The organism is Paenibacillus sp. FW507-14B1B, from assembly GCF_058781425.1.
In genome coordinates, this window is the sequence record NZ_JBYSWS010000001.1 from 543,717 (window position 1) to 562,957 (window position 19,241).

The window sequence follows — 19,241 nt, forward strand, 5'->3', positions numbered from 1 at the left end:
TCATCACTTGATTCCAGTATTGGCCACACCCTTGATAAAATGATCTTGAGCTAAGAAATAAACGAGAATTGTCGGTACAATCGCCGAAACGGCAGCAGCCATTAACAAGGCATATTCCGTGTTATATTCGGTAATAAAATGCTGGATTCCTAACTGCAGCGTATACAGACGGTCCGACGTCAGATAAATTAATGGCCCCAAGAAATCATTCCAAGAGTGCATGAATGAAAAAATAACAAGAGACGCAATTGCCGGTCTTGAGAGTGGCATGATAATCCGCCAATAAATACCGAACTCACTCAGACCATCAATCCTAGCAGCCTCTAACAACTCATCAGGAATGGATAAGAAAAATTGGCGGAACAAGAAAACACCAAAGGGGTTGAATGTCCCCAGAATAATCAATGCCCAGTGCGAGTTCACCAATTCCAGCTTATTCATCAGCATAAACTGCGGAATCATCATGACCTGATAAGGAATCATCATTGTTGCAACATATATGAAAAACACTCGATTACTCTCAGGAAATTTAATTTTTGCAAACGCATAACCCGCAAGGGAACTATTCATAATCACCAGAATCGTCGTAATTACAGCAATCTTTATCGTATTCAAGTAATACAAATGAAATGGGACCGATGTCCAAACTTCACTGTAGTTGTCCCAGCGGAAGGACTCAGGAATCCACTTAATCGGAAAGCCGAAAATCTCTGTTTCTGCTTTTAATGAAGCAGACAACATCCAAACAAAGGGAAGGACCATCATTAACGAAACGATAATAATGACAACATACTTGATAACTTGTCCGGAGGAAGTTCTCTTCCTCCTCTTCACTCTAGAGGTGTGAACGGAAGCTTCGGGAGCCACATTCATGACATATATCCACTCCTTTCAGGCTGTGTGCTGTTCTTAATAGTTCACCCATTTTTTCTGACCCATAAATTGAATGATCGAGATCAGCAGAATGAGCAGGAATAATACATATGCCATCGCTGATGCGTACCCGTATTCGAATTGTTTAAATGCACTATTGTAAATGTCGTAGACAAGTACATGAGTGGAACGTCCAGGACCGCCTCCGGTCAGAACGTAGATGAGATCAAATACTTTAAACGAATTAATAACGCCTATAATTGTGGTAAAGAAGAGCACCGGAGACAACATGGGCAAGGTAATTTTGAAGAACTTTGAAATCGGCCCTGCTCCATCCAGATCAGCCGCTTCATACAAGTAATCCGGTATATTTTGCAGTCCTGCTAGAAATAACACCATGTAATAGCCGATAGAGTGCCAAATATAAACGATCGAAACCGAGATTAACGCCCAGCTCGGGGAAGACAGCCAGCCGGGTGGCTGATCGATTCCTAATTTCATTAACATGCCATTGATCGGACCCATTGTTGGATTGAAAATCAATTGCCACACGGCAGCAACAGCAATCGTCGCTGTCACATAAGGCAGAAATACCGCGGTACGGAACACCTTTACGAAACGCACACCTTGATTGAGGATGACTGCGATTAATACGGATAGAAATAAAGTTACAGGAACAGAAATGACCATGAACAGAATGCTATTCAGAAAGGAAATTTTGAAGTTTTCATCCTTCAATAATTGAACGTAATTATCTAAACCAATAAACTCAATACTTCCAAACCCATTCCATGAAGTAAAGCTCATGAAAAAGGAAGCGATCACAGGAACCAAGATAAATAACAGGAAGCCGATTATATTTGGAAGAAGAAAGGTATAAGCTGTGATCCGATTTCGCCGTATGGTGGTTGACTTCTTTGTTTTGCCGGGTTTCATGCCTTTATATCATCCTTTCTTCAAAAATAGGGCACTGCTGTTAAGATAAATCAGAGCAGCGCCCCCATTTCTTCATTACTTTTCTCCGTACTTACTCGCCCACTCATTCTTGACACGTTTGGCGATTTCTTGAATCGCATCATCCACGGAGCGCTGTCCAATAAGAGCAAGCTCTCCTTCTTGCTTGAAGATTTGTTCAACAACGATGTTCTTAACGCCTGGAAGCATCGGGTATTCCGGATATTCTTTTGTTTCTAAAAAATAATGAAGACTTTTAGGCTTTTTCGTGCCATCACCAAGGTAACTTGCCTTCACATCTTTATCCATGTAACCCGTTAAATAGCCTTCGGATGCAAGAAGCTCTGCCCCTTGTTTGCCAGACATGTATTTCAGGAATTCAAACGCTTCTTTGGCATGCTTTGTTTTTTTATTCATCATGATCGTAACAGGCAACGCTAATGAGGTATTCTTGGCCACTCCCTCAGGATGAGGAATCGGAACTACGTCCCAGTCAAACTTCATCGCACCTTCCTTTTCACCTTGACGAAGCTGAGCCACATGCCAGTCTCCAATCATACTCATCGCAATATTTCCTTTTTGGAAAGCCGCATTATAGTGGGCACCCGTTGTTACCTGTTCAGACCACTTCATGATCGAACCGTCTTGTTCGAGATCGAATCTTAATTGAAGAGCATCTTTAAAAGGAGTTAAATCTTTATCAATCACAGAAGCGCCTTGTTGAACTGCACTCATATACCAGGTTGACGGCCATTGCTGCAGATAGGCACCATATACTTTATTTTCCCCGCTGCCACTAGTCATTTTCTTCGCTAATTCACGGAATTCACTCCAAGTCATATCATCGCTAGGGTACTCTACCCCTTTTTCGTCAAAAAGGTTTTTGTTGTAATACAGCATCCAATTGGATTTACGAAACGGCAGGCTTAATACTTTTCCTTCATACTTATAAGACTCATACATTGAGCCATATCCCGTAACATCCATGCTGCTGTCCTTGATATAGTCATCTAGTGGAGCCAAAATCCCCGTGTCAATCATTTGGTCCATCTGCCCAGTAAATAGATCATAGCCTTCACCACCGGAAAGCTGCATCCGGATTTTCTCATAATATTGCTGCTGCGGAAACGTTTCAAAGGTGATGTCTATATTCGGATGATCCTGTTTAAATGCTTCATAACCTTTCTTAAACACCGCTTCATCAGCTGGAAAAACAGCCATCTTCAAATGAACGGGTCCATCGGTTTCTTTTGGATTCCCAGCATTCCCATTCTCGGAACAGCCAGCGATGATGCTCAGCGATAATATAAGTAGAGAAAATAAACGAAATCCCTTTTTCATGTGTTGTCCCCCTTTTTATATTCGTTTGTTATATAATCATTGTAAGGGTTTTCATTTGTGGGAATAAGTAGAATGTTTTTACCCCCTCTTTTCCTATATGAGGTGTCACATTCATGATTTTCTTATGTTTAATATTCATGGTTATCCTAATCTTTTTTATTTATAAGAACTTGAACAGCAGGTCCGTCTTCTTCCTATGTACGTTAACGATTGGGTGGATTTTGGCGTATATTTCTTTCACCCTCTATTTATCTAAATTTAATTACTATTACTACATCGTAAATCAATTTATTGAACTGGGTCCTGGGACTTGGAGCCGTCTCGTTCTGCAAAATTTTGATACACATACCTTAATCCGTTTATTCAATTTGGGGATTATTCTGTTTTATTTTTCGTATATAAGTTTTTCGATATCGTTTATTAGAAACCTGATCATGAATGCCAAATTGCGGTTTGTGTACATGGGTCTTGCTGCGGTCAGTGTAATTCAGTTTCTTTTCTACGATCCGAGCATCCACCTTTATTTTCAGGATTTAGCTTTCGAAACCGAGCGCCTTACGCTCCTGTATCAGCAGTTTAGTCACATTGGAGATACGTTTTTTCAAATATTGAATTATTCTTATCTCATCATCAGTCTGGCATTATTCATTTACTATTACATCCGTTATTACAAACTACGGTCCATTCGAGACCATGTACTCTACATGATGATTTGTTTGCTGCCCATAACATTTTTGCATTTATTCATTTTTTACTGGGCTCCATCCAATTTCGTCAGAACTACATTTAGTAAAAGCTTCATCAATTACTTACAGCCTCCAATTAACTTATTTTTAACGGAATATCGTTTTTTTCCGCTAATTGCCGCTATTGCTATCGCCATCATGAACTATAGTATTTTTAAATACAAAGCAAATGAAGCTCGTTATTCAAATACCAATCTCATGACGAAGAAAAAGATCGATACGGCCTCGTTAGGGGTTCGGGCATTTACTCATGCCATCAAGAACCATCTGCTTGCGATTCGTTCCGAATCGGAATATCTTCAAGAAAAATTAGCGGATGATGAAGATGCGATGTACAGCCTTAAATTAATTAGTGAATCATGTGAGCAATCGTTTAATAGTATTAATCAAGCGAATGAAAAGCTGAAGGAAATCACTTTGAAAATGAAGCCCGTTCCGTTAGAGCAACCGGTTGAAAAAGCGATTCAGCGGTTTTCTTCTAAGCTATCAAAAACTGAAATTCACTTAGAAAAAACGGAATCAAACATCCTTGTCCACATCGATGAAGAACAGATGAATGAAGCGATCTATAACATTCTTAAGAACGCTGTAGAAGCATTAGGAGATACCGCTGGCACAATCACGGTAAGGCTAAATCAAGTTGATCAATGGGGCACGATTACAATTCGGGATAATGGCCCTGGTATTGAAGCAGAGAATGCAGATGACATCTTCACCCCATTTTTCTCCACCAAACCTAGCATTACGAACTGGGGCATTGGATTGTCCTTCTGTCATAAGGTAGTGACCGGGCATGGAGGGAAAATTGAAGTTACAAGTGCATTAGGGGAATTTACGCAGTTTGATATTCTATTGCCATTGGTGAAGAGGGTATAAAATATACCACCGATATTCTTTCAGGGGAGGTATTCATTTGGGGAACATTCATATTCTTATTTCAGATGATATGGAAGCCCATCGTAGGCGGCTGGAAAGAATCATCAATAGTGTGGACAATCTGACACTCGCCGGTTCAGCCAAGAGCGGGTACGAAGCGGTTGCCTATGCCGCAGTGAAGAAACCGGATATCGTTTTGATGGACATTGAAATGGAGAGTCAAATGGCTGGAATTAGAGCCGCTTCAGAGATACATAAGATTTTACCGGACACCAAGATCATCATGCTGACGGTCCATCAGGATAATAATATTGTGTTCGCAGCCTTTCAGACGGGCATCGTCGATTATCTGATGAAATCAGCACCGAAAGAAGAAATTATCGAGGCAATCTATTCGGCTGCAAACAATCAATCGCCGATCCGCCCGATTATAGCGGAGAAGATTAGACACGAATTTGCCCGAATCAAAAAGTCAGAAGATCAACTTACTTATTTCTTTAAGATTATTGCCAACCTAACACAGTCCGAGCTCGAAGTATTGAAGCTGCTCTGCAGTGGGCTGAAACGAAAAGAAATTGCTGAAATCCGTGCCGTCGAAGTGGAAACGATCAAAAAGCAAATCAGTGGCTTGTTGAAAAAGTTTGATAAAGACAGCACCAAAGACATCATCACTGAAGTCAACGAACTTCGATTATTTGATTTGATTGAGGAGATTTCCTAATCAGATACAACAGTGAAAAAGAAAGGCGAATCGTAACGCCTTTCTTTTTTTATCTCATTATTTCGGTAACAGAACCACCTCAAGCGGCTCCGCATCTTTACAATCCATCTCCAGTACAGTGCGGCCTTCATCTGCTGAAAGAATTCGAATTCGAGAATCGAGCGATCCCAAAGTCCACTCCCCTTCAATCGTCAATTTCATCGGACGCATGATGCTATCTGAGCGGAGCCAAGTCCGAGAGTAAATACTCACCTCCTTCTGCACGCCTTGCTCATCATACTGATCTGCCTCTGTCCCTTCATACAATCGGAGATCTGGGTCAACCGCGCTTAATACTAATTTTTCGCCATCCCTTCGAGTCATGACCATAGAGGGGGTATCCACCGCACGCACAATTCCTTGATTGATTGAATCATTGGGTTCAAATAAAGCGTACCCGGTTATCCCACTATCCCGGTCATGTACAATGTGCCCCATCCGATTCTGCTGCAGAACAACATACGGTGCTTGATCCGCAGATTCCATTGAGCTAGCAAACTCCTTCATCTTCTGTTCCGTGGTGTCCACCAAAACAGCATATTGATAGGTGCCTTCTTTGGGGGCTTTTCCATGATCAATCCATGCTGTTGCGAAGTTCCCTGCCGTATCCGTACCATCCTTCTGATGTTTGGATTGCTGCTCCGAGCGTGATAAGGAAATCGTCTGTCCTGCTGGTACATAATAACCATTTGCTTTATTATCCATTACCCAAGCATCTTGTGTAAGAGCGAGTTGTTGTTTATACGGGAATTCCGTAATTGCTCCTGTATCGGACATCCACACTGGTTCTGATTCTGCTTCCATGTAATTTTGAAACAATGTCGTTTCGGTAGGATAGGATGTGTTTTCGTTCTCAATATCGGAACCAAGAGCTACAATTCGATCATCAAAAAAGAAATAGGATTTCCGTGCTCTGTGGGTTCCGTCATATTTAGGATGCTCATGAAGCTTCATCGCGAACATGCCATTCTGACCCTGAAGGCTTAAGCTTCCTGAGTAGGTTTCATCCGAAATCAGCATCTCCTCAAAACCACTGAAACGGTCTACATTTCTGACATCAGAGCGCAATTTGTCAAACGGCAGATGGATGGTGGTCGTTCCCGGCCAGCGATTCCAATCCCACCCTTCCTGTACATACCCACTATCTCGATGATTATAGGAACTCATAATTTGCATTTGTCCATATGACATATAGCGTCCATATAGATTCGCATCTTGGTACGTTTCATTATTCCATAGATAACGGCTGTAGCCTTTTACTCCAACAAGCCACCCATCCCTTCTATGAATCCCTAGATTGGCATAATTCATTGTCCAGAATCCACTCGGGTCAGCTTCGGCTTCAATTCCCATCTGTTTAAACTGCCGGGCGGTTGCATCTTCTTGATTCACGATCCTCAAATAAGCTGCAGCCAAATCACGATCGATCGAGTCTTTCCCGTTAGGGGATCCCGCGAGCGCCATATAGCGGTATGGAGGTAAAGCCAATGCTCCTTGGCCATCAGGATGACGTCCGGCTACGGAGATAAGCCACTGTGTTTTATTAGAATACAGGCGCATCGCCAGCAGTGCTTTTTTCAACGTTTCATGAGCTTCCTCCGTTACACGATATGGTGTACCAGATAATACATAAAGTATAGGAGTCACGCCATTAAAGGCGTCTTTTGCATATGCAGGGTAATGATTCGCATGATGATACGCTGATCCGTCTTTCTTAAATGCGGCTTCTAGTCCTTTAGCGGGAAGAAGTCCTTGAGAAAGCCAAGAGGTAAAACTCTCCATATCCCTAATCTTTTCCTTTGAGTCCTCTTGGACTAGAATACTAGCTAGCATCCCATTTAATGTCGTATTAAAAATGTCAATATTGCCGACAACACCATCTTTAGGTGTATACATTCTTCCTGCCCCGCTCAGCCAAAACAACGTTTTTTGAGTGCGATCCAATATGCCGGCTTCCTTTAGCACATCCCTCATCAAAAAGGCTGAAGAATAAAATCCTCGAACATTATAGCCCAGATGGTGCATCGTACCTTGACCACTTCCATAAGCCCAACCCTGGTCGGCTAAATGATCGGCTAAATTAATGTACATTGATTTCAGTTCGGATCTAATCGTTAAATCTTCTGTTGAAAGATATGTGTTAGCTACGACATTCATTAAATCGGTGTAGGCGCGAAGGTCTGCCGTATTGCTTAGTTCCTTAAAGGATGGCTTTAAAGAATCTGGAACATGGTCAAAGTGGGGCATAAATAAGGAAGCACCATGAATTCCGTTATCGTCACGTGTGATACCAAAAGCAGCATACTTGCTCCGAATATCTGATAGTAAAGCCTCGGTTACTTTTGCTTTTTTGAAGATGAATTCAGTGAATTTTGATTCAATATTACGGATACCACTTAATGCTGTTTCATTTAATTCGGCTGACGGATCTGGAGGGGGCAGTTTGGAATAATCCAATAGACTGAGCCAATGAGCATTTGCGGCTTCCGTTACGCCTGGATTCACGAATGGAATTTGTTGATCTGGCGTGTGATGACGAGGGTCAATTCGAGTAGATAACATCATGGAGTCAAAATATAATGTCCCAGAATTCGATTCTGGAGCGATAACTGTCATTCGATTCATATTCGGATGCGGAGTTCCATTCATATCACGCTCAAAAGAAACCCACGCTGCTCTCCAGCCTGAAAAGTCTAAGTTCATTTCAAACCAGCTTTCCTTCTGATTCCCTCTGCCAAATTGGAAAGTGACTGTATCGTTCACCGGATTTTCGTTATATACCCAGACAACAAAACTGCTAATCGATTGGTCTTGATTATTAGAGATATACGGAGAAAACCCTATTTTCTCGTTCACAATGAGTTTGGAACCATTCGTATAATTCCATTTTAATGAGTGAGTACCGTCCTTAGAGTGTCTGGCATCCAGTTCAATGGAATCGCTCTTTTCCGCTTTAAATGTCTTAGGTACATTACTTTCAAATAAAAACAGAGGGATTCCCATGGCTCTTGCTTCTTTCTCAAGCTGTGAGGCGCGGGTAGCAAGATCCTGCTCACCCACGAATGTGAGAGCTGAATGATCGGTCCCTTCGGAGGCAAAAGTTACAGATGACGTCATGGCCACAGGAACCGTCAAAACCGCTGATAACGTCATAATGGTTAAATGTTTCCTCATTATTTCTCTCCTTTCTTATTTGAAAGTCAATATGATAACGCTTACAAATATATTCTAAGGCTAAACAAGCAAAACATAAGTCGAAAACTTTATACCCCTCTATTCGCTGTAATCGAAGCCTTTCAAGGTTGGAAATATATGTGCATATACCATCTTAATAGTAAAATCAACTATACATATGGTATAATTTTAGTCCGCCGAAGTGTCTAAACAAGGAATTAAAAGTTGAAATTCACTTAAAGTGGACATCCTTATGAAAGGATGACGCTTTTAACAGAACATTTAATGCACCAAGGAGGAAGTGACAGCATGTCTGATGTAAACAAGCAAAAAATTGTTGAGAGTGTTCCGCAACAGGGGTTTTTCGGACATCCCAAAGGGTTGTTTACCCTATTCTTCACTGAGTTTTGGGAACGTTTTTCCTACTATGGAATGAAAGCAATCCTGGTTTATTATATGTATTACGAAGTGAGTAAGGGCGGACTCGGCATGGATGAGAACACGGCTCTAGCCATCGTATCCATCTACGGTTCACTTGTATATATGTCAGGGATTATTGGAGGCTGGTTAGCAGATCGAATATTCGGTGAGTCCAAGGCTGTATTCTACGGCGGGATACTCATTATGCTTGGTCACATCACCCTCGCTATACCAGGCAGTCTTGCTTTGTTCTTTGTGTCCATGGTTCTGATCGTGCTCGGTACAGGCTTATTAAAGCCCAATGTATCCAGCGTGGTTGGAGAACTTTATAGTGAGCAAGATCAGAGACGAGATGCAGGATTCAGTATTTTTTATATGGGCATTAACTTGGGTTCCTTCATAGCCCCGCTCATTGTCGGAACCGTTGGTATGGATTATAATTTCCACTTGGGCTTCGGTCTTGCAGCGATCGGTATGTTTCTTGGATTGATTATGTTTGTGTTTACGAAGAAAAAAAACCTCGGTCTTGCAGGTACTTACGTAGCAAGTCCCTTATCACCAGAGGAACGGAAGAAAGTGTTCCTTATTGTAGGTATCAGTGTTATGATTATCGCTGCTATTGTTGCCATTACGATTCCTCTCGGTTTATTGACATTTGATACGCTGATCGTAATAATTGGCATCTTGGGAATTCTGATTCCTACTCTATATTTCATAGTTATGTTCCGTAGTCCACGAACCACAAGTGAGGAACGATCCAGACTCATCGCGTACATTCCACTGTTTATTGCAGCGATTATGTTCTGGGCTATTCAAGAACAAGGTTCAACGATCCTTGCCAATTATGCAGATAAACGGACACAATTGGATTTTGCAGGCATTCATATTACGCCAGCTTGGTTTCAGTCTTTAAATCCTTTATTTATTATCTTATTAGCGCCAGTGTTTGCCTGGTTTTGGGTAAAACTTGGTGATCGGCAGCCAACGATACCTAAGAAATTCGCACTCGGTTTATTGTTTGCCGGCTTGTCTTTCCTAGTTATCCTTTTACCGGCTTACTTCGGTGGTGAAGACTCTCTCGTTAATCCTTTGTGGCTCGTTCTTAGCTACTTCATTGTTGTGCTTGGTGAGTTATGCCTATCTCCTGTAGGTTTATCGGCTACGACAAAATTGGCTCCTTCCGCTTTCTCAGCTCAGACTATGAGCTTATGGTTTTTATCCAATGCGGCGGCTCAAGCGATTAATGCACAGATTGTTAAGTTCTATTCCCCAGCGACAGAGATGATCTATTTCGGTGTTATTGGTGGAGCAGCGATCCTGCTCAGTATCGTACTCTTCATGTTCTCTTCAAAAATTCAAGGCTATATGAAAGGGATACGTTAAAAAATTATCGCGTCCAGATTACTGCTGGTTATCGATGCAAATAAGTGCAGCAGTGGACTAATACAAAGAACGGCGATCCTCAAGTGAGGGTCGCCGTTCTGTTTTATTTCAAACGAATATAGTATTATTGACTGTATTGACTGGTGAAGGATACTTAAGTAGGTAGTCTGATCTATCGTCATAAACTTTGATAAGCATTACAGAGGAATTATGTTAGTTGCATCGTTGTGATACAAGTATTATCATCCTCAAAAGTAGAAATTTCAGATTCTACTGTTTTGCCATCATACTTAATTTGCACTTGATAAGTCCGGTCTCGCGGTAACCATAGATCAATAAATCCATTATCTAAAGACGTCATCGTTTCATTCACCACTACGTTACCTTCTTTATCCTGAATATGCACATCGAAGTCTTTTTCTACTAATTCTCCTTGACACCCCGTTAACGAGTGAATAGCACATTCATGTGTACTTTCAACATACGGTGCAATCGAAACAAAAAACTCGTCCTCTGGAAGGTTAAAAGTAGTCTTCTTACCATTATCCGTTACGATAAGTTCATGTGATGTAATTGATGCTTTCTCATCCTCATTAGTACTTAAACTATACGCATGGACTTTCTCTTTAATATCCTGTGCATCCGCTTCTTTTGGTGTACTACCATCATTGTTACAGGCTACTGACACCACGCTTAGTAATAAACCCATTAGTAAGAGCAAACCTTTTTTCATACATTCTGTCACTCCCGTTTTCGTCATATATTGAAAAGTAAAACTATTCTGAATTTATCATAGATCTACCTTACTTTATGGTGGTATTATTCACAAATTCTTGAATTTATGTTATTGCACGAATTCATCAGCATCCATATTGGCTTGTATAACGTGTAACCAATTGGGGTTATGGCTCATCTCGGAGGAATCTCCATGAAAAGCCTTCTTGGCCCCCTGATCATCATACAGTCGATATCTCATCCAAGCTGTCAAATAGCCCCTATGATTGCCACCGTCTCCTTCAATTGCTGTATGAGCTGCACCTTTTGCCATCCCCATCATAACAGGAGTAGTTGCATTAGTACTTTGCAAGGCTAATTGATTCGTTGATACCGGTGAGATTAGAAAATCTCGCGTGCCGCCCAGAATGAGGAATGGAACCGTAATACGCGCTGTATCGTACACATCCTCTGGGTCACAATGCTTCAAGTCCGGGAGCGCGATGGATACAACCGTCTTAATCAACGATCCATTTGTAAAGTTGGTATGAGCGTTAATAACCCCTGTAGAACCTTGAGAATGTCCAGCCACACCAATCTGTTTCACGTTTATTTTTTGATAAAACAAGCTGCTTTCTAGTTCATTCTCATCTATTAGATAATCGACAGCCTCTATAATTTCTTTGCCTGTTCCTGTTGTCTTGCTATACGAATCTATGACAATGAATCCCCAGCTGCTAAGATGAGTCAAGAGCTCGTCATAACGATCTGGCGTGGCACCTGTTCCATTTCCCCAAGATATCATAGGATAAGATTCGTTTTCTTGAAATGCTGGATAATATATTCTAAACAAAGCCTCTCCACTCTTACTCTTTACTTCTTCTACTTTTACAGGATAGCTTCCTTGCTGTGCATACCGCTGCTCAATACTTTCTTCTGCAAGTTTTGGAACATTAGAATGGATGATTATTTGCATGAAAATGGTTATTGAAACCGTAATGATAAGCACTAAAGCTGAGAACCATACAATCCACTTTCGTTTCTTCAAAACCTTCATACATGTTACCTCTACGAGAGTTTATCTCGCTCCTTCTAATAAAATCCTATTTAATATATTGATTCACACTAAGTTCTCTATTCAATATCTAATCCCTTCTTTTGAATATATGCCCTTACATTAAATCAAACACTGACACGGCTTATGGATAATGTGGTAAACAAAATAAGACTGCCAACGATAGCAGTCTTATTTTGAAAATATCTACGATATGGTTTTAGTCTATCCAATGCCTTCAACAGCTTGCGGCAATTCTCTTTCATATTCCTTATAGAGTGTATAGCGGTTAACACCTCTGGTAGAGTTTACTGCTTCCCGAGCATATTGAATAGCGGCAGCTTGGTTGCCAGATTTCATTTCGATATCGACTAGGAGCGCTAATCTCATCCAGTGTTTTTTGATTGAACCGAGAGTCTCACGGGCTCGATCCATCTCACCATTCTCGATATGTATAGTGGTTTCGTAATACGCGCGATAGTCGGATTTTTGAATATCCGGCAAAGCTTCACGAACCATGTCCATATCGTTCTGATAAACACCGAAGGCTGCTTGAAAGATAGCCCGTGTACCGCTCTGCTTATATTTGCTCATAAGCTGCTCCATAATCTCTCCTGCTTCATCCTCTAGTCTGTTCGCCAAGACATAGTGAACGTAAATTGCCGGTGTTTTTTTCTGTTTACGCAAAAAAGACTCTAAACGACTTATTCGCTTCTCTAATAACAATGGATAATAAAAGAACAACGAAAATGCTAAAATAGTAGCCACGAACAAAAGACCAACTGTCAGAATTGGTGAATAATCATTAAGTGACATGAATAAAGCAAAAATAAACACAAACAAATAAAATAAAATTTTCCACCATATGGACCCCATTGTAAATCTCCTTCATACAAAGTAATTAATAGCAAACGTATATTATAACAGATTTTAGTTTAATATCGTTATTTATTAATCCTATCACCTCTGTATTTATGAGGGAGTTAATCTCTAAGTCTTTCTATCCGGCCCACTACAATTTGTGGAGGATCCGATTTCATTACGATATATGCCCCATTAGCGCTCGTCTTCGGGGTCACATAAACTTGTTCACCTGGTTCAAGCTCGTTATAGAGTTCGATATCTTCGACTATATAATTGATTATTTCGATATTATCTTGTTTCAGTTCAGCGTGCGTTTTACTTGCAGCATCCTCCTGTGAAATCTTCTTCGCTACTAGTATCCTTTGGTCTTCCTTTGAAATAATAAAATCTCCGTAGCCTGTTTCAGGCGCCGCATTACAACCGCTTAATATACTTATCAGAAGTGTTAAAACTAGTACAAAGACGCTCCTTTTATTTATTTTTCTCATTTACCCACTCCTCCTGGATAATTATTCAAACCACTTCCTTGGTCCGATGACATGGAAAAGTCGATTACCATCTGTCTTCAATGCATCTTATTTGATCGTGCTTTCATCCTGAATATTCCTTTTCCTTCTTAGACCACTTTAACTGAAAACGTATATAAAGCCCCAGGCAGTCCTCTAAACAACAAGATCCCTTGGTTAACTAACGTCCATATTCGAACAGAAATGAATGAGTAACTTATGAGTTGTCTAGATGCATCGAGCACCCTACCAACGACACTCCCAGCCAGAATATAGCCATCCTCGTCTTGTTCTTCCTCCAGTTCAATGATGGACTTGATGATTATTTCATCTAGGGCATTTTCATCCTTGCCCGTTACCGTGCCTTCTTCCCACAACCGAAGAACATGATTGCTACTAGATAGCACTTCCCATTCGGATTCATACCTTTTTCTTTGGCTAGAATGAAGAGGGATGCCTTCATAATAGTCTCTAACGATTGCTTGATAATAATTTCGATCGATTAATGCGCTAGCATAAGGTGCAATAACATCTTTTAAAGATTGAAACTCAGTAGCTTGATAGAGTTCGGTCACATTAACAACATGAACGTTCTCTTTTCGTTCTCTTAACAAATGCAACACGAATCGTAATCCAGTTTGGTCATGAGCATTGTCTGCACACCATATGACTATCGTTTTATGCTCGGGAATATCCTTTACCGCCTTAACCATATTCGCAAGTTGATGCGCGGGTTCGACATATTGAGCACTTTTGAAATCCTCATCGTATTCCATTTGCCATAAGAGCCGATCTTGCTGTCCAGCGGTTGTATCTATGTTCAATATGGGTCCAACGGAGAACCATTCATTAAATGCTAGCACTTTACATTGATCCTGTTTATCTATCTTAGAGAGCGTTACTTTTAACGATCCTGCATCAGAAAGGCTAAATACGATATGGATAAACCGTTCTCGTTCGTTCGTATGTAATTTATGATCGCTGACTATATTCATATGCTCTTGAATCATATCAACGAGTCCTTCAGCTATCCTTTTATCTTCCTCGGTGCCACTCTTATATTTGCGGTCTACTGTCTGCAAGATATTATTAAAAAGCATTCGAAGTTCCATCTCACCCAATTGACTTAGATTGTCGAATAACTTATCCATGACTCCCTCCTTTAAGGATAATACACACAATGGTACCACATTTTGTAATTAATCTCCCAAAAAAAAAGCCGCCGATAGGCGACTTCTTATAAAGATTCAATCATGTATGGATTTTATAACTTTTGCTGGTACTCCAGCTACAACGCTATCTTCAGGAACATCCTTCGTCACAACAGCACCCGCTGCCACTACAGCATTCTTACCAATCGTCACTCCTGGTAGAATTGTAGCATTTGATCCAATCCACACATTCTCACCTATTGTAACTGGATATGGGTAAGTTGTATTTCTTGTTTCTAAAGCGAGTCCATGATTTAGAGTAGCTATAGTTACATTCATTCCGATCATTGTTCCGTCTCCAATACGGATGCCACCGCGATCTTGAAATGAACATCCCGTATTTAGAAATACGTTCTTGCCGATGACGATGTTCTTACCAAAATCCGTATAGAATGGCGGAAAACACATAAAGGATGGATCGATGTGACTGCCCGTCAATTCACTAAAAATCTCTACGATTTCTTCTTTTGTATGAAAAGACGAATTTAATGTCATGGTAACTTTTTGAGCTTCATAACTACACTGTACTAATAGTCCATGCAAATCTGTATCTGTACGCGAAATGGGATTTCCGTCTTTACAATATTCAATAAACTCTTTCATATCCATGGAACGATCCCACCTAACTCTTCATTAAATATTACATCGTGCTAATGTCAATTACGAACCTGTATTTCACATCGGAAGATAACACTCGTTTATATGCAGAATCAATCTCGTCCGCCGTTATCACTTCAATCTTAGGTACAATATTATGCTGAGCACAGAACTCTAACATTTCCTGCGTTTCTCTAATACCTCCAATCATTGAACCTGCAAAAGATCGGCGATGACCAATCAACGACATTACATTAACGGATAATGGCTCTCCAGGAGCACCTACATTTACTAAGGTTCCATCAAGCTTGAGTAATCCAAAATATGCATTAATGTCAATATTTGCACTTACCGTATTCAAGATCAGATCAAATGAACCCGCAAGTTTTTCAAAGGTTTCAGGTTCGCTTGTGGCATAGTAGCTAGCTGCGCCAAACTGTAAGCCATCCTCTTTTTTGTTTAATGATTGAGATAGAACCGTTACCTCAGCACCCATTGCATGGGCAATTTGGACTGCAATATGACCGAGTCCACCCATTCCAACCACCGCTACTTTTTTATCTGGGCCAGCTCCCCAATGATTAAGCGGTGAATACGTCGTGATCCCTGCACATAGCAAAGGTGCCGCTACATCAAGTTCAATAGCATCCGGAATTCGTACAACAAAGTCTTCGGTAACGACGATGTGGGAAGAATACCCGCCTTGTGTCGGCTCTCCATATTTATCTACACCAGCGTAGGTCGGAGTATTTCCTTTTAGACAGTACTGCTCTTCCCCATTACGACAGTTCTCACAGTCGCCACAGGAATCAACCATGCAGCCCACGCCTACGCGGTCACCAGCCTTGTATTTTGTAACTTCTGCTCCTACATCCGTAACAATACCCGCAATTTCATGTCCAGGTACAAGCGGATAATTCACCGGCCCCCATTCACCATGAGCAGTATGTATATCGGAATGGCATATGCCAGAGTATTTAATATCGATTAAGACATCGTGGGAATCAAGATCCCGTCGTTTAATTTCAGCTTCCCGAAATGGCTTATCTGGTCCATCTACGGCCCGTGCTCTAGCTTTTATCATAAAATAACCTCCTAATATTAAATTCCAAGAGAGCGGTAAAAACACTACATTTTCAATAGCATTCCTACTTACTTCTCTTTATGGATAAATGTAATCCCTAGAGTTAACTCTAAGTCAAGTCATAAATATAATACTATTCCTACTTATTGACGAAGAAATAGACTACGTGTTAATATCCGCATGATCATAGAGTTAACTCGAAGTCTATAGAATAGAAAGTAGGATAAAACATGATGACTACATATTCGATCAGCGAGGTTGCTAAAGAACTAAACCTTACACCACACACTTTGCGTTATTACGATAAGGAAGGTCTGATGCCTTTTGTAGAACGTACATCCACTGGAATAAGAGTGTTTAAAGAGTCTGATCTAGGTGCTTTAAAAGTGATTGAATGTTTAAAATCTACGGGAATGCCCATCAAAGAAATCAAGAAATTTATCGACTGGTGTTCTGATGGAGATGCAACCTTACAGCAAAGATATGACTTATTTATGGAACGAAAAGCTGCTGTTGAACATCAGATTGAAGAATTGAAAAAATCCATGGAAGTTATCGAACATAAATGTATGTATTACAAAACTGCGCTTGAAGCAGGAACAGAAAGTATTCATAAAGATAATATAGGAAGTTCACTTACCTAAAATAAAAAAAGTCCAACGAGTTGGACTTGAATGAATACTATGTTAAATATTCCGTTGTAGCTTGACAGTGCACATCATTCAATGACTATCCTGCCCGTCTAAAACAAGGAGCGAATATTATTGATGAGCTTTTGTCCTACGTTTGCTTCTGTAAGTGTAGTGTCCCATATTACGATATTGGTCTTCAGATTTGGTCCATCGCTGATAACTTTAACGGTTAGCTCCTCTACCCCTTGTAAGGGAATCTGAAATGAATCTGGCTGATGATCTCCTAATCCGATTGAATAAATTTCTGATCCATCTGCCTCAAATATGATGTCACTTCTCCCGTTCATGATGTCTACTTCATTCGGTATTGCAACATATCCTTCCATTCTCGTATATTCACCATTTAAAAGGAACGAAAACTCATTATTTTTAGTGTTCTTATGGCTGTAAAGATTAATCTTTGGCTCAATCTTTGATTGGGCTGCAGTAAATCCAGTAAGACTTTCATCCCATAGTACCGTTCCCTTTGCTACATCAACTTCATTCAAAGCTACGATTTCTCCGCCGCCATTCTCCAAGTAATAGTTGGCACCGCCTACGAGAATAATTGTACTTGCTGAGATAAGAATTGCATTCAGGAGGATTTTAAGCATTCCTCTTACTGAATTCCGATGCTGGGATACAATCCGCTGTGCTACATATCCTGCTGCAGCCCCGATTGTATTTATGATGATATCGTCAATATCGAATGCTCCTAGACCCGTAAACATTTGAATAGTCTCTAGTATCGTAATACAAACAACAAATAGGCTGATAAACCGGATAAATGTTGTGCGGAACAGTAGCGGGATGAGGATTCCATATGGAATGAAGGCTAAGAAATTCCCCCATTCAAAAAACCAAATTTTAAAATCTTTTCCCATGGGAAAGTGTAGAGGAATACCACTAGGTATGAAGCTATACCGTAAACCCTCTGGATTGATGCTAGCTCGATTGAATCCTAGAAATAAGAAGAACAAGGTTAATAACGTGTATAACCCAAGCAGCGTGAGGACGATTTTTCTTGATTTTCCCTGATACATAAACACACCTTTTCTATTCTTAGCATTACATGCACATTTTGTTACCGGTAAAAGTATAATAGTATGTTTTCATTGATGTCAATGAAGCCACGTGTCATTATGGAAAATAATGTTATTTTGCTATGAGGAGGAATTAATAATGAATGTTTCGATTTTAGCTCTAATTTTTATGGGAATAATCTTAGTTTACGGAATTGCAATAACACTTCTAATACGGTTAGTTGGTATGAAAATATTCAAAGACAAATCCAATATGTATTTTTTGTACGCTTCTATTATATTGGTCATCCAAATTTATTCGGTAACTAAAGACTTATTATCTGAACAACACATGTTGAATTCTAGTAATATACTATTTTTCTTAATGGGTCTTATGTTTATTGTCCAAGGAGTAAAGAGAAGAAAGAAAATACATTAGGTCAGTCCCATCCTCTTTCAGGAGTCTGGATCAATTTCTTTCAATTCAACAATGACTCCTCCTGTTACCCCCTCCGATGAATAACCAGCTTCTTCACGAAGTCGCTTAGCCTCTGCTTCAGATACATCCCTTGGAATTACCTTATGAGGGATAGAACTTCCATTAACAATCAGTTGGCTTCCTGATGATTGAATTTCCTCGTGAATAGCTTTCTCTTCTGCCCTAGGTGGATAGACATACACCCTTTCAGTCGGAACATGAAAATGCTGAACGGCTAACACGCCTAACCCTAAAGTTATACAGACAAGACCTATTATGCGTTTTCTCATTTTTGTTCCTCCTTCTAAGCTATCGTCCTAGCCTCTATCTTTAAATTATATATTATCTTTAATTATCACATATAGTTGAATGATTGAAACACCTAAAATACGCAAAAAAAATCCCCTCTTATATCGTAGGAAGAGATCTCAATTACTTGAGTTCCTTATCCTATTCACGAAGAGGGGATTTCTGAGTATAGTGCACGTCCTGATTAAAGCCATACACGCTTTA

General features: G+C 40.3%; 17 protein-coding genes. 4 read left to right on the forward strand and 13 right to left on the reverse strand.

The features are described from left to right. Nucleotides 1-3 precede the first annotated feature (3 nt). The 3 genes from AC3WJJ_RS02400 to AC3WJJ_RS02410 form a co-directional block, all read right to left on the reverse strand. Nucleotides 4-873 (reverse strand): carbohydrate ABC transporter permease, encoded by an 870-nt coding sequence (locus AC3WJJ_RS02400; RefSeq protein WP_492537672.1) that lies wholly within the window; start codon nucleotides 871-873, stop codon nucleotides 4-6. Between the two features lie 36 nt (nucleotides 874-909). After that, nucleotides 910-1,809, reverse strand: a complete 900-nt coding sequence (locus tag AC3WJJ_RS02405; RefSeq protein WP_492537673.1) for a carbohydrate ABC transporter permease — start codon at nucleotides 1,807-1,809, stop codon at nucleotides 910-912. A gap of 75 nt (nucleotides 1,810-1,884) precedes the next feature. Then, nucleotides 1,885-3,168 carry an ABC transporter substrate-binding protein gene (locus tag AC3WJJ_RS02410; protein ID WP_492537675.1) on the reverse strand — a complete coding sequence of 428 codons (1,284 nt, stop codon included), beginning with the start codon at nucleotides 3,166-3,168 and terminating at the stop codon, nucleotides 1,885-1,887. A gap of 434 nt (nucleotides 3,169-3,602) precedes the next feature. Between AC3WJJ_RS02410 and AC3WJJ_RS02415 the strand changes: the two genes are divergently transcribed. Next, nucleotides 3,603-4,790 carry a sensor histidine kinase gene (locus AC3WJJ_RS02415; protein ID WP_492537677.1) on the forward strand — a complete coding sequence of 396 codons (1,188 nt, stop codon included), beginning with the start codon at nucleotides 3,603-3,605 and terminating at the stop codon, nucleotides 4,788-4,790. Between the two features lie 37 nt (nucleotides 4,791-4,827). Further along, on the forward strand, nucleotides 4,828-5,511 hold the full coding sequence (locus tag AC3WJJ_RS02420) for a response regulator (protein WP_492537679.1): 684 nt from the start codon (nucleotides 4,828-4,830) through the stop codon (nucleotides 5,509-5,511). A gap of 57 nt (nucleotides 5,512-5,568) precedes the next feature. Here AC3WJJ_RS02420 and AC3WJJ_RS02425 read toward each other — a convergent pair whose 3' ends face one another. Next, complete coding sequence (locus AC3WJJ_RS02425) at nucleotides 5,569-8,724, reverse strand: chondroitinase family polysaccharide lyase (RefSeq protein WP_492537681.1); 3,156 nt, start codon at nucleotides 8,722-8,724, stop codon at nucleotides 5,569-5,571. A 309-nt stretch (nucleotides 8,725-9,033) separates the two neighbouring features. On the opposite strand from AC3WJJ_RS02425, the gene AC3WJJ_RS02430 reads away from it, so the two are divergent. Then, nucleotides 9,034-10,527, forward strand: coding sequence for a peptide MFS transporter (locus AC3WJJ_RS02430; RefSeq protein ID WP_492537683.1), 1,494 nt, complete (start codon nucleotides 9,034-9,036; stop codon nucleotides 10,525-10,527). Nucleotides 10,528-10,735: 208 nt separating this feature from the next. Here the strand turns inward: AC3WJJ_RS02430 and AC3WJJ_RS02435 are convergent, their stop codons facing one another. The 7 genes from AC3WJJ_RS02435 to AC3WJJ_RS02465 all read right to left on the reverse strand — a co-directional run bounded on the left by AC3WJJ_RS02435 (nucleotide 10,736) and on the right by AC3WJJ_RS02465 (nucleotide 16,557). Next, nucleotides 10,736-11,260 (reverse strand): CueP family metal-binding protein, encoded by a 525-nt coding sequence (locus AC3WJJ_RS02435; protein ID WP_492537685.1) that lies wholly within the window; start codon nucleotides 11,258-11,260, stop codon nucleotides 10,736-10,738. 111 nt (nucleotides 11,261-11,371) lie between these two features. Then, entirely contained in the window at nucleotides 11,372-12,298 is a 927-nt protein-coding gene (locus AC3WJJ_RS02440; protein ID WP_492537687.1) for a poly(ethylene terephthalate) hydrolase family protein, read from the reverse strand. 222 nt (nucleotides 12,299-12,520) lie between these two features. After that, nucleotides 12,521-13,171, reverse strand: coding sequence for a hypothetical protein (locus AC3WJJ_RS02445; protein WP_492537689.1), 651 nt, complete (start codon nucleotides 13,169-13,171; stop codon nucleotides 12,521-12,523). A 107-nt stretch (nucleotides 13,172-13,278) separates the two neighbouring features. Beyond that, a complete protein-coding gene (locus tag AC3WJJ_RS02450; RefSeq protein ID WP_492537691.1) occupies nucleotides 13,279-13,647 on the reverse strand; it encodes a DUF3221 domain-containing protein in 369 nt (122 codons plus the stop codon). 128 nt (nucleotides 13,648-13,775) lie between these two features. Next, nucleotides 13,776-14,816, reverse strand: a complete 1,041-nt coding sequence (locus AC3WJJ_RS02455) for a DUF1835 domain-containing protein (RefSeq protein WP_492537693.1) — start codon at nucleotides 14,814-14,816, stop codon at nucleotides 13,776-13,778. Nucleotides 14,817-14,912: 96 nt separating this feature from the next. Continuing rightward, nucleotides 14,913-15,485 (reverse strand): DapH/DapD/GlmU-related protein, encoded by a 573-nt coding sequence (locus AC3WJJ_RS02460; RefSeq protein WP_492537695.1) that lies wholly within the window; start codon nucleotides 15,483-15,485, stop codon nucleotides 14,913-14,915. 31 nt (nucleotides 15,486-15,516) lie between these two features. Further along, a complete protein-coding gene (locus AC3WJJ_RS02465) occupies nucleotides 15,517-16,557 on the reverse strand; it encodes an NAD(P)-dependent alcohol dehydrogenase (protein ID WP_492537697.1) in 1,041 nt (346 codons plus the stop codon). A gap of 233 nt (nucleotides 16,558-16,790) precedes the next feature. On the opposite strand from AC3WJJ_RS02465, the gene AC3WJJ_RS02470 reads away from it, so the two are divergent. Then, entirely contained in the window at nucleotides 16,791-17,201 is a 411-nt protein-coding gene (locus AC3WJJ_RS02470; RefSeq protein WP_422661459.1) for a MerR family transcriptional regulator, read from the forward strand. Between the two features lie 98 nt (nucleotides 17,202-17,299). Here AC3WJJ_RS02470 and AC3WJJ_RS02475 read toward each other — a convergent pair whose 3' ends face one another. Beyond that, nucleotides 17,300-18,271, reverse strand: a complete 972-nt coding sequence (locus AC3WJJ_RS02475; protein WP_492537700.1) for a VanZ family protein — start codon at nucleotides 18,269-18,271, stop codon at nucleotides 17,300-17,302. Nucleotides 18,272-18,706: 435 nt separating this feature from the next. Then, nucleotides 18,707-19,018, reverse strand: a complete 312-nt coding sequence (locus AC3WJJ_RS02480; RefSeq protein ID WP_492537702.1) for a hypothetical protein — start codon at nucleotides 19,016-19,018, stop codon at nucleotides 18,707-18,709. Between the last annotated feature and the right edge of the window lie 223 nt (nucleotides 19,019-19,241).

Excerpts from the sequence above, each read along its gene's own strand:
- AC3WJJ_RS02400 (WP_492537672.1), bottom strand. The coding sequence starts at position 873 with ATGAATGTGGCTCCCGAAGCTTCCGTTCACACCTCTAGAGTGAAGAGG.
- AC3WJJ_RS02405 (WP_492537673.1), bottom strand. The coding sequence starts at position 1,809 with ATGAAACCCGGCAAAACAAAGAAGTCAACCACCATACGGCGAAATCGG.
- AC3WJJ_RS02410 (WP_492537675.1), bottom strand. The coding sequence starts at position 3,168 with ATGAAAAAGGGATTTCGTTTATTTTCTCTACTTATATTATCGCTGAGC.
- AC3WJJ_RS02415 (WP_492537677.1), top strand. The coding sequence starts at position 3,603 with ATGAATGCCAAATTGCGGTTTGTGTACATGGGTCTTGCTGCGGTCAGT.
- AC3WJJ_RS02425 (WP_492537681.1), bottom strand. The coding sequence starts at position 8,724 with ATGAGGAAACATTTAACCATTATGACGTTATCAGCGGTTTTGACGGTT.
- AC3WJJ_RS02430 (WP_492537683.1), top strand. The coding sequence starts at position 9,034 with ATGTCTGATGTAAACAAGCAAAAAATTGTTGAGAGTGTTCCGCAACAG.
- AC3WJJ_RS02435 (WP_492537685.1), bottom strand. The coding sequence starts at position 11,260 with ATGAAAAAAGGTTTGCTCTTACTAATGGGTTTATTACTAAGCGTGGTG.
- AC3WJJ_RS02440 (WP_492537687.1), bottom strand. The coding sequence starts at position 12,298 with ATGAAGGTTTTGAAGAAACGAAAGTGGATTGTATGGTTCTCAGCTTTA.
- AC3WJJ_RS02445 (WP_492537689.1), bottom strand. The coding sequence starts at position 13,171 with ATGGGGTCCATATGGTGGAAAATTTTATTTTATTTGTTTGTGTTTATT.
- AC3WJJ_RS02450 (WP_492537691.1), bottom strand. The coding sequence starts at position 13,647 with ATGAGAAAAATAAATAAAAGGAGCGTCTTTGTACTAGTTTTAACACTT.
- AC3WJJ_RS02455 (WP_492537693.1), bottom strand. The coding sequence starts at position 14,816 with ATGGATAAGTTATTCGACAATCTAAGTCAATTGGGTGAGATGGAACTT.
- AC3WJJ_RS02460 (WP_492537695.1), bottom strand. The coding sequence starts at position 15,485 with ATGGATATGAAAGAGTTTATTGAATATTGTAAAGACGGAAATCCCATT.
- AC3WJJ_RS02465 (WP_492537697.1), bottom strand. The coding sequence starts at position 16,557 with ATGATAAAAGCTAGAGCACGGGCCGTAGATGGACCAGATAAGCCATTT.
- AC3WJJ_RS02470 (WP_422661459.1), top strand. The coding sequence starts at position 16,791 with ATGACTACATATTCGATCAGCGAGGTTGCTAAAGAACTAAACCTTACA.
- AC3WJJ_RS02475 (WP_492537700.1), bottom strand. The coding sequence starts at position 18,271 with ATGTATCAGGGAAAATCAAGAAAAATCGTCCTCACGCTGCTTGGGTTA.
- AC3WJJ_RS02480 (WP_492537702.1), bottom strand. The coding sequence starts at position 19,018 with ATGAGAAAACGCATAATAGGTCTTGTCTGTATAACTTTAGGGTTAGGC.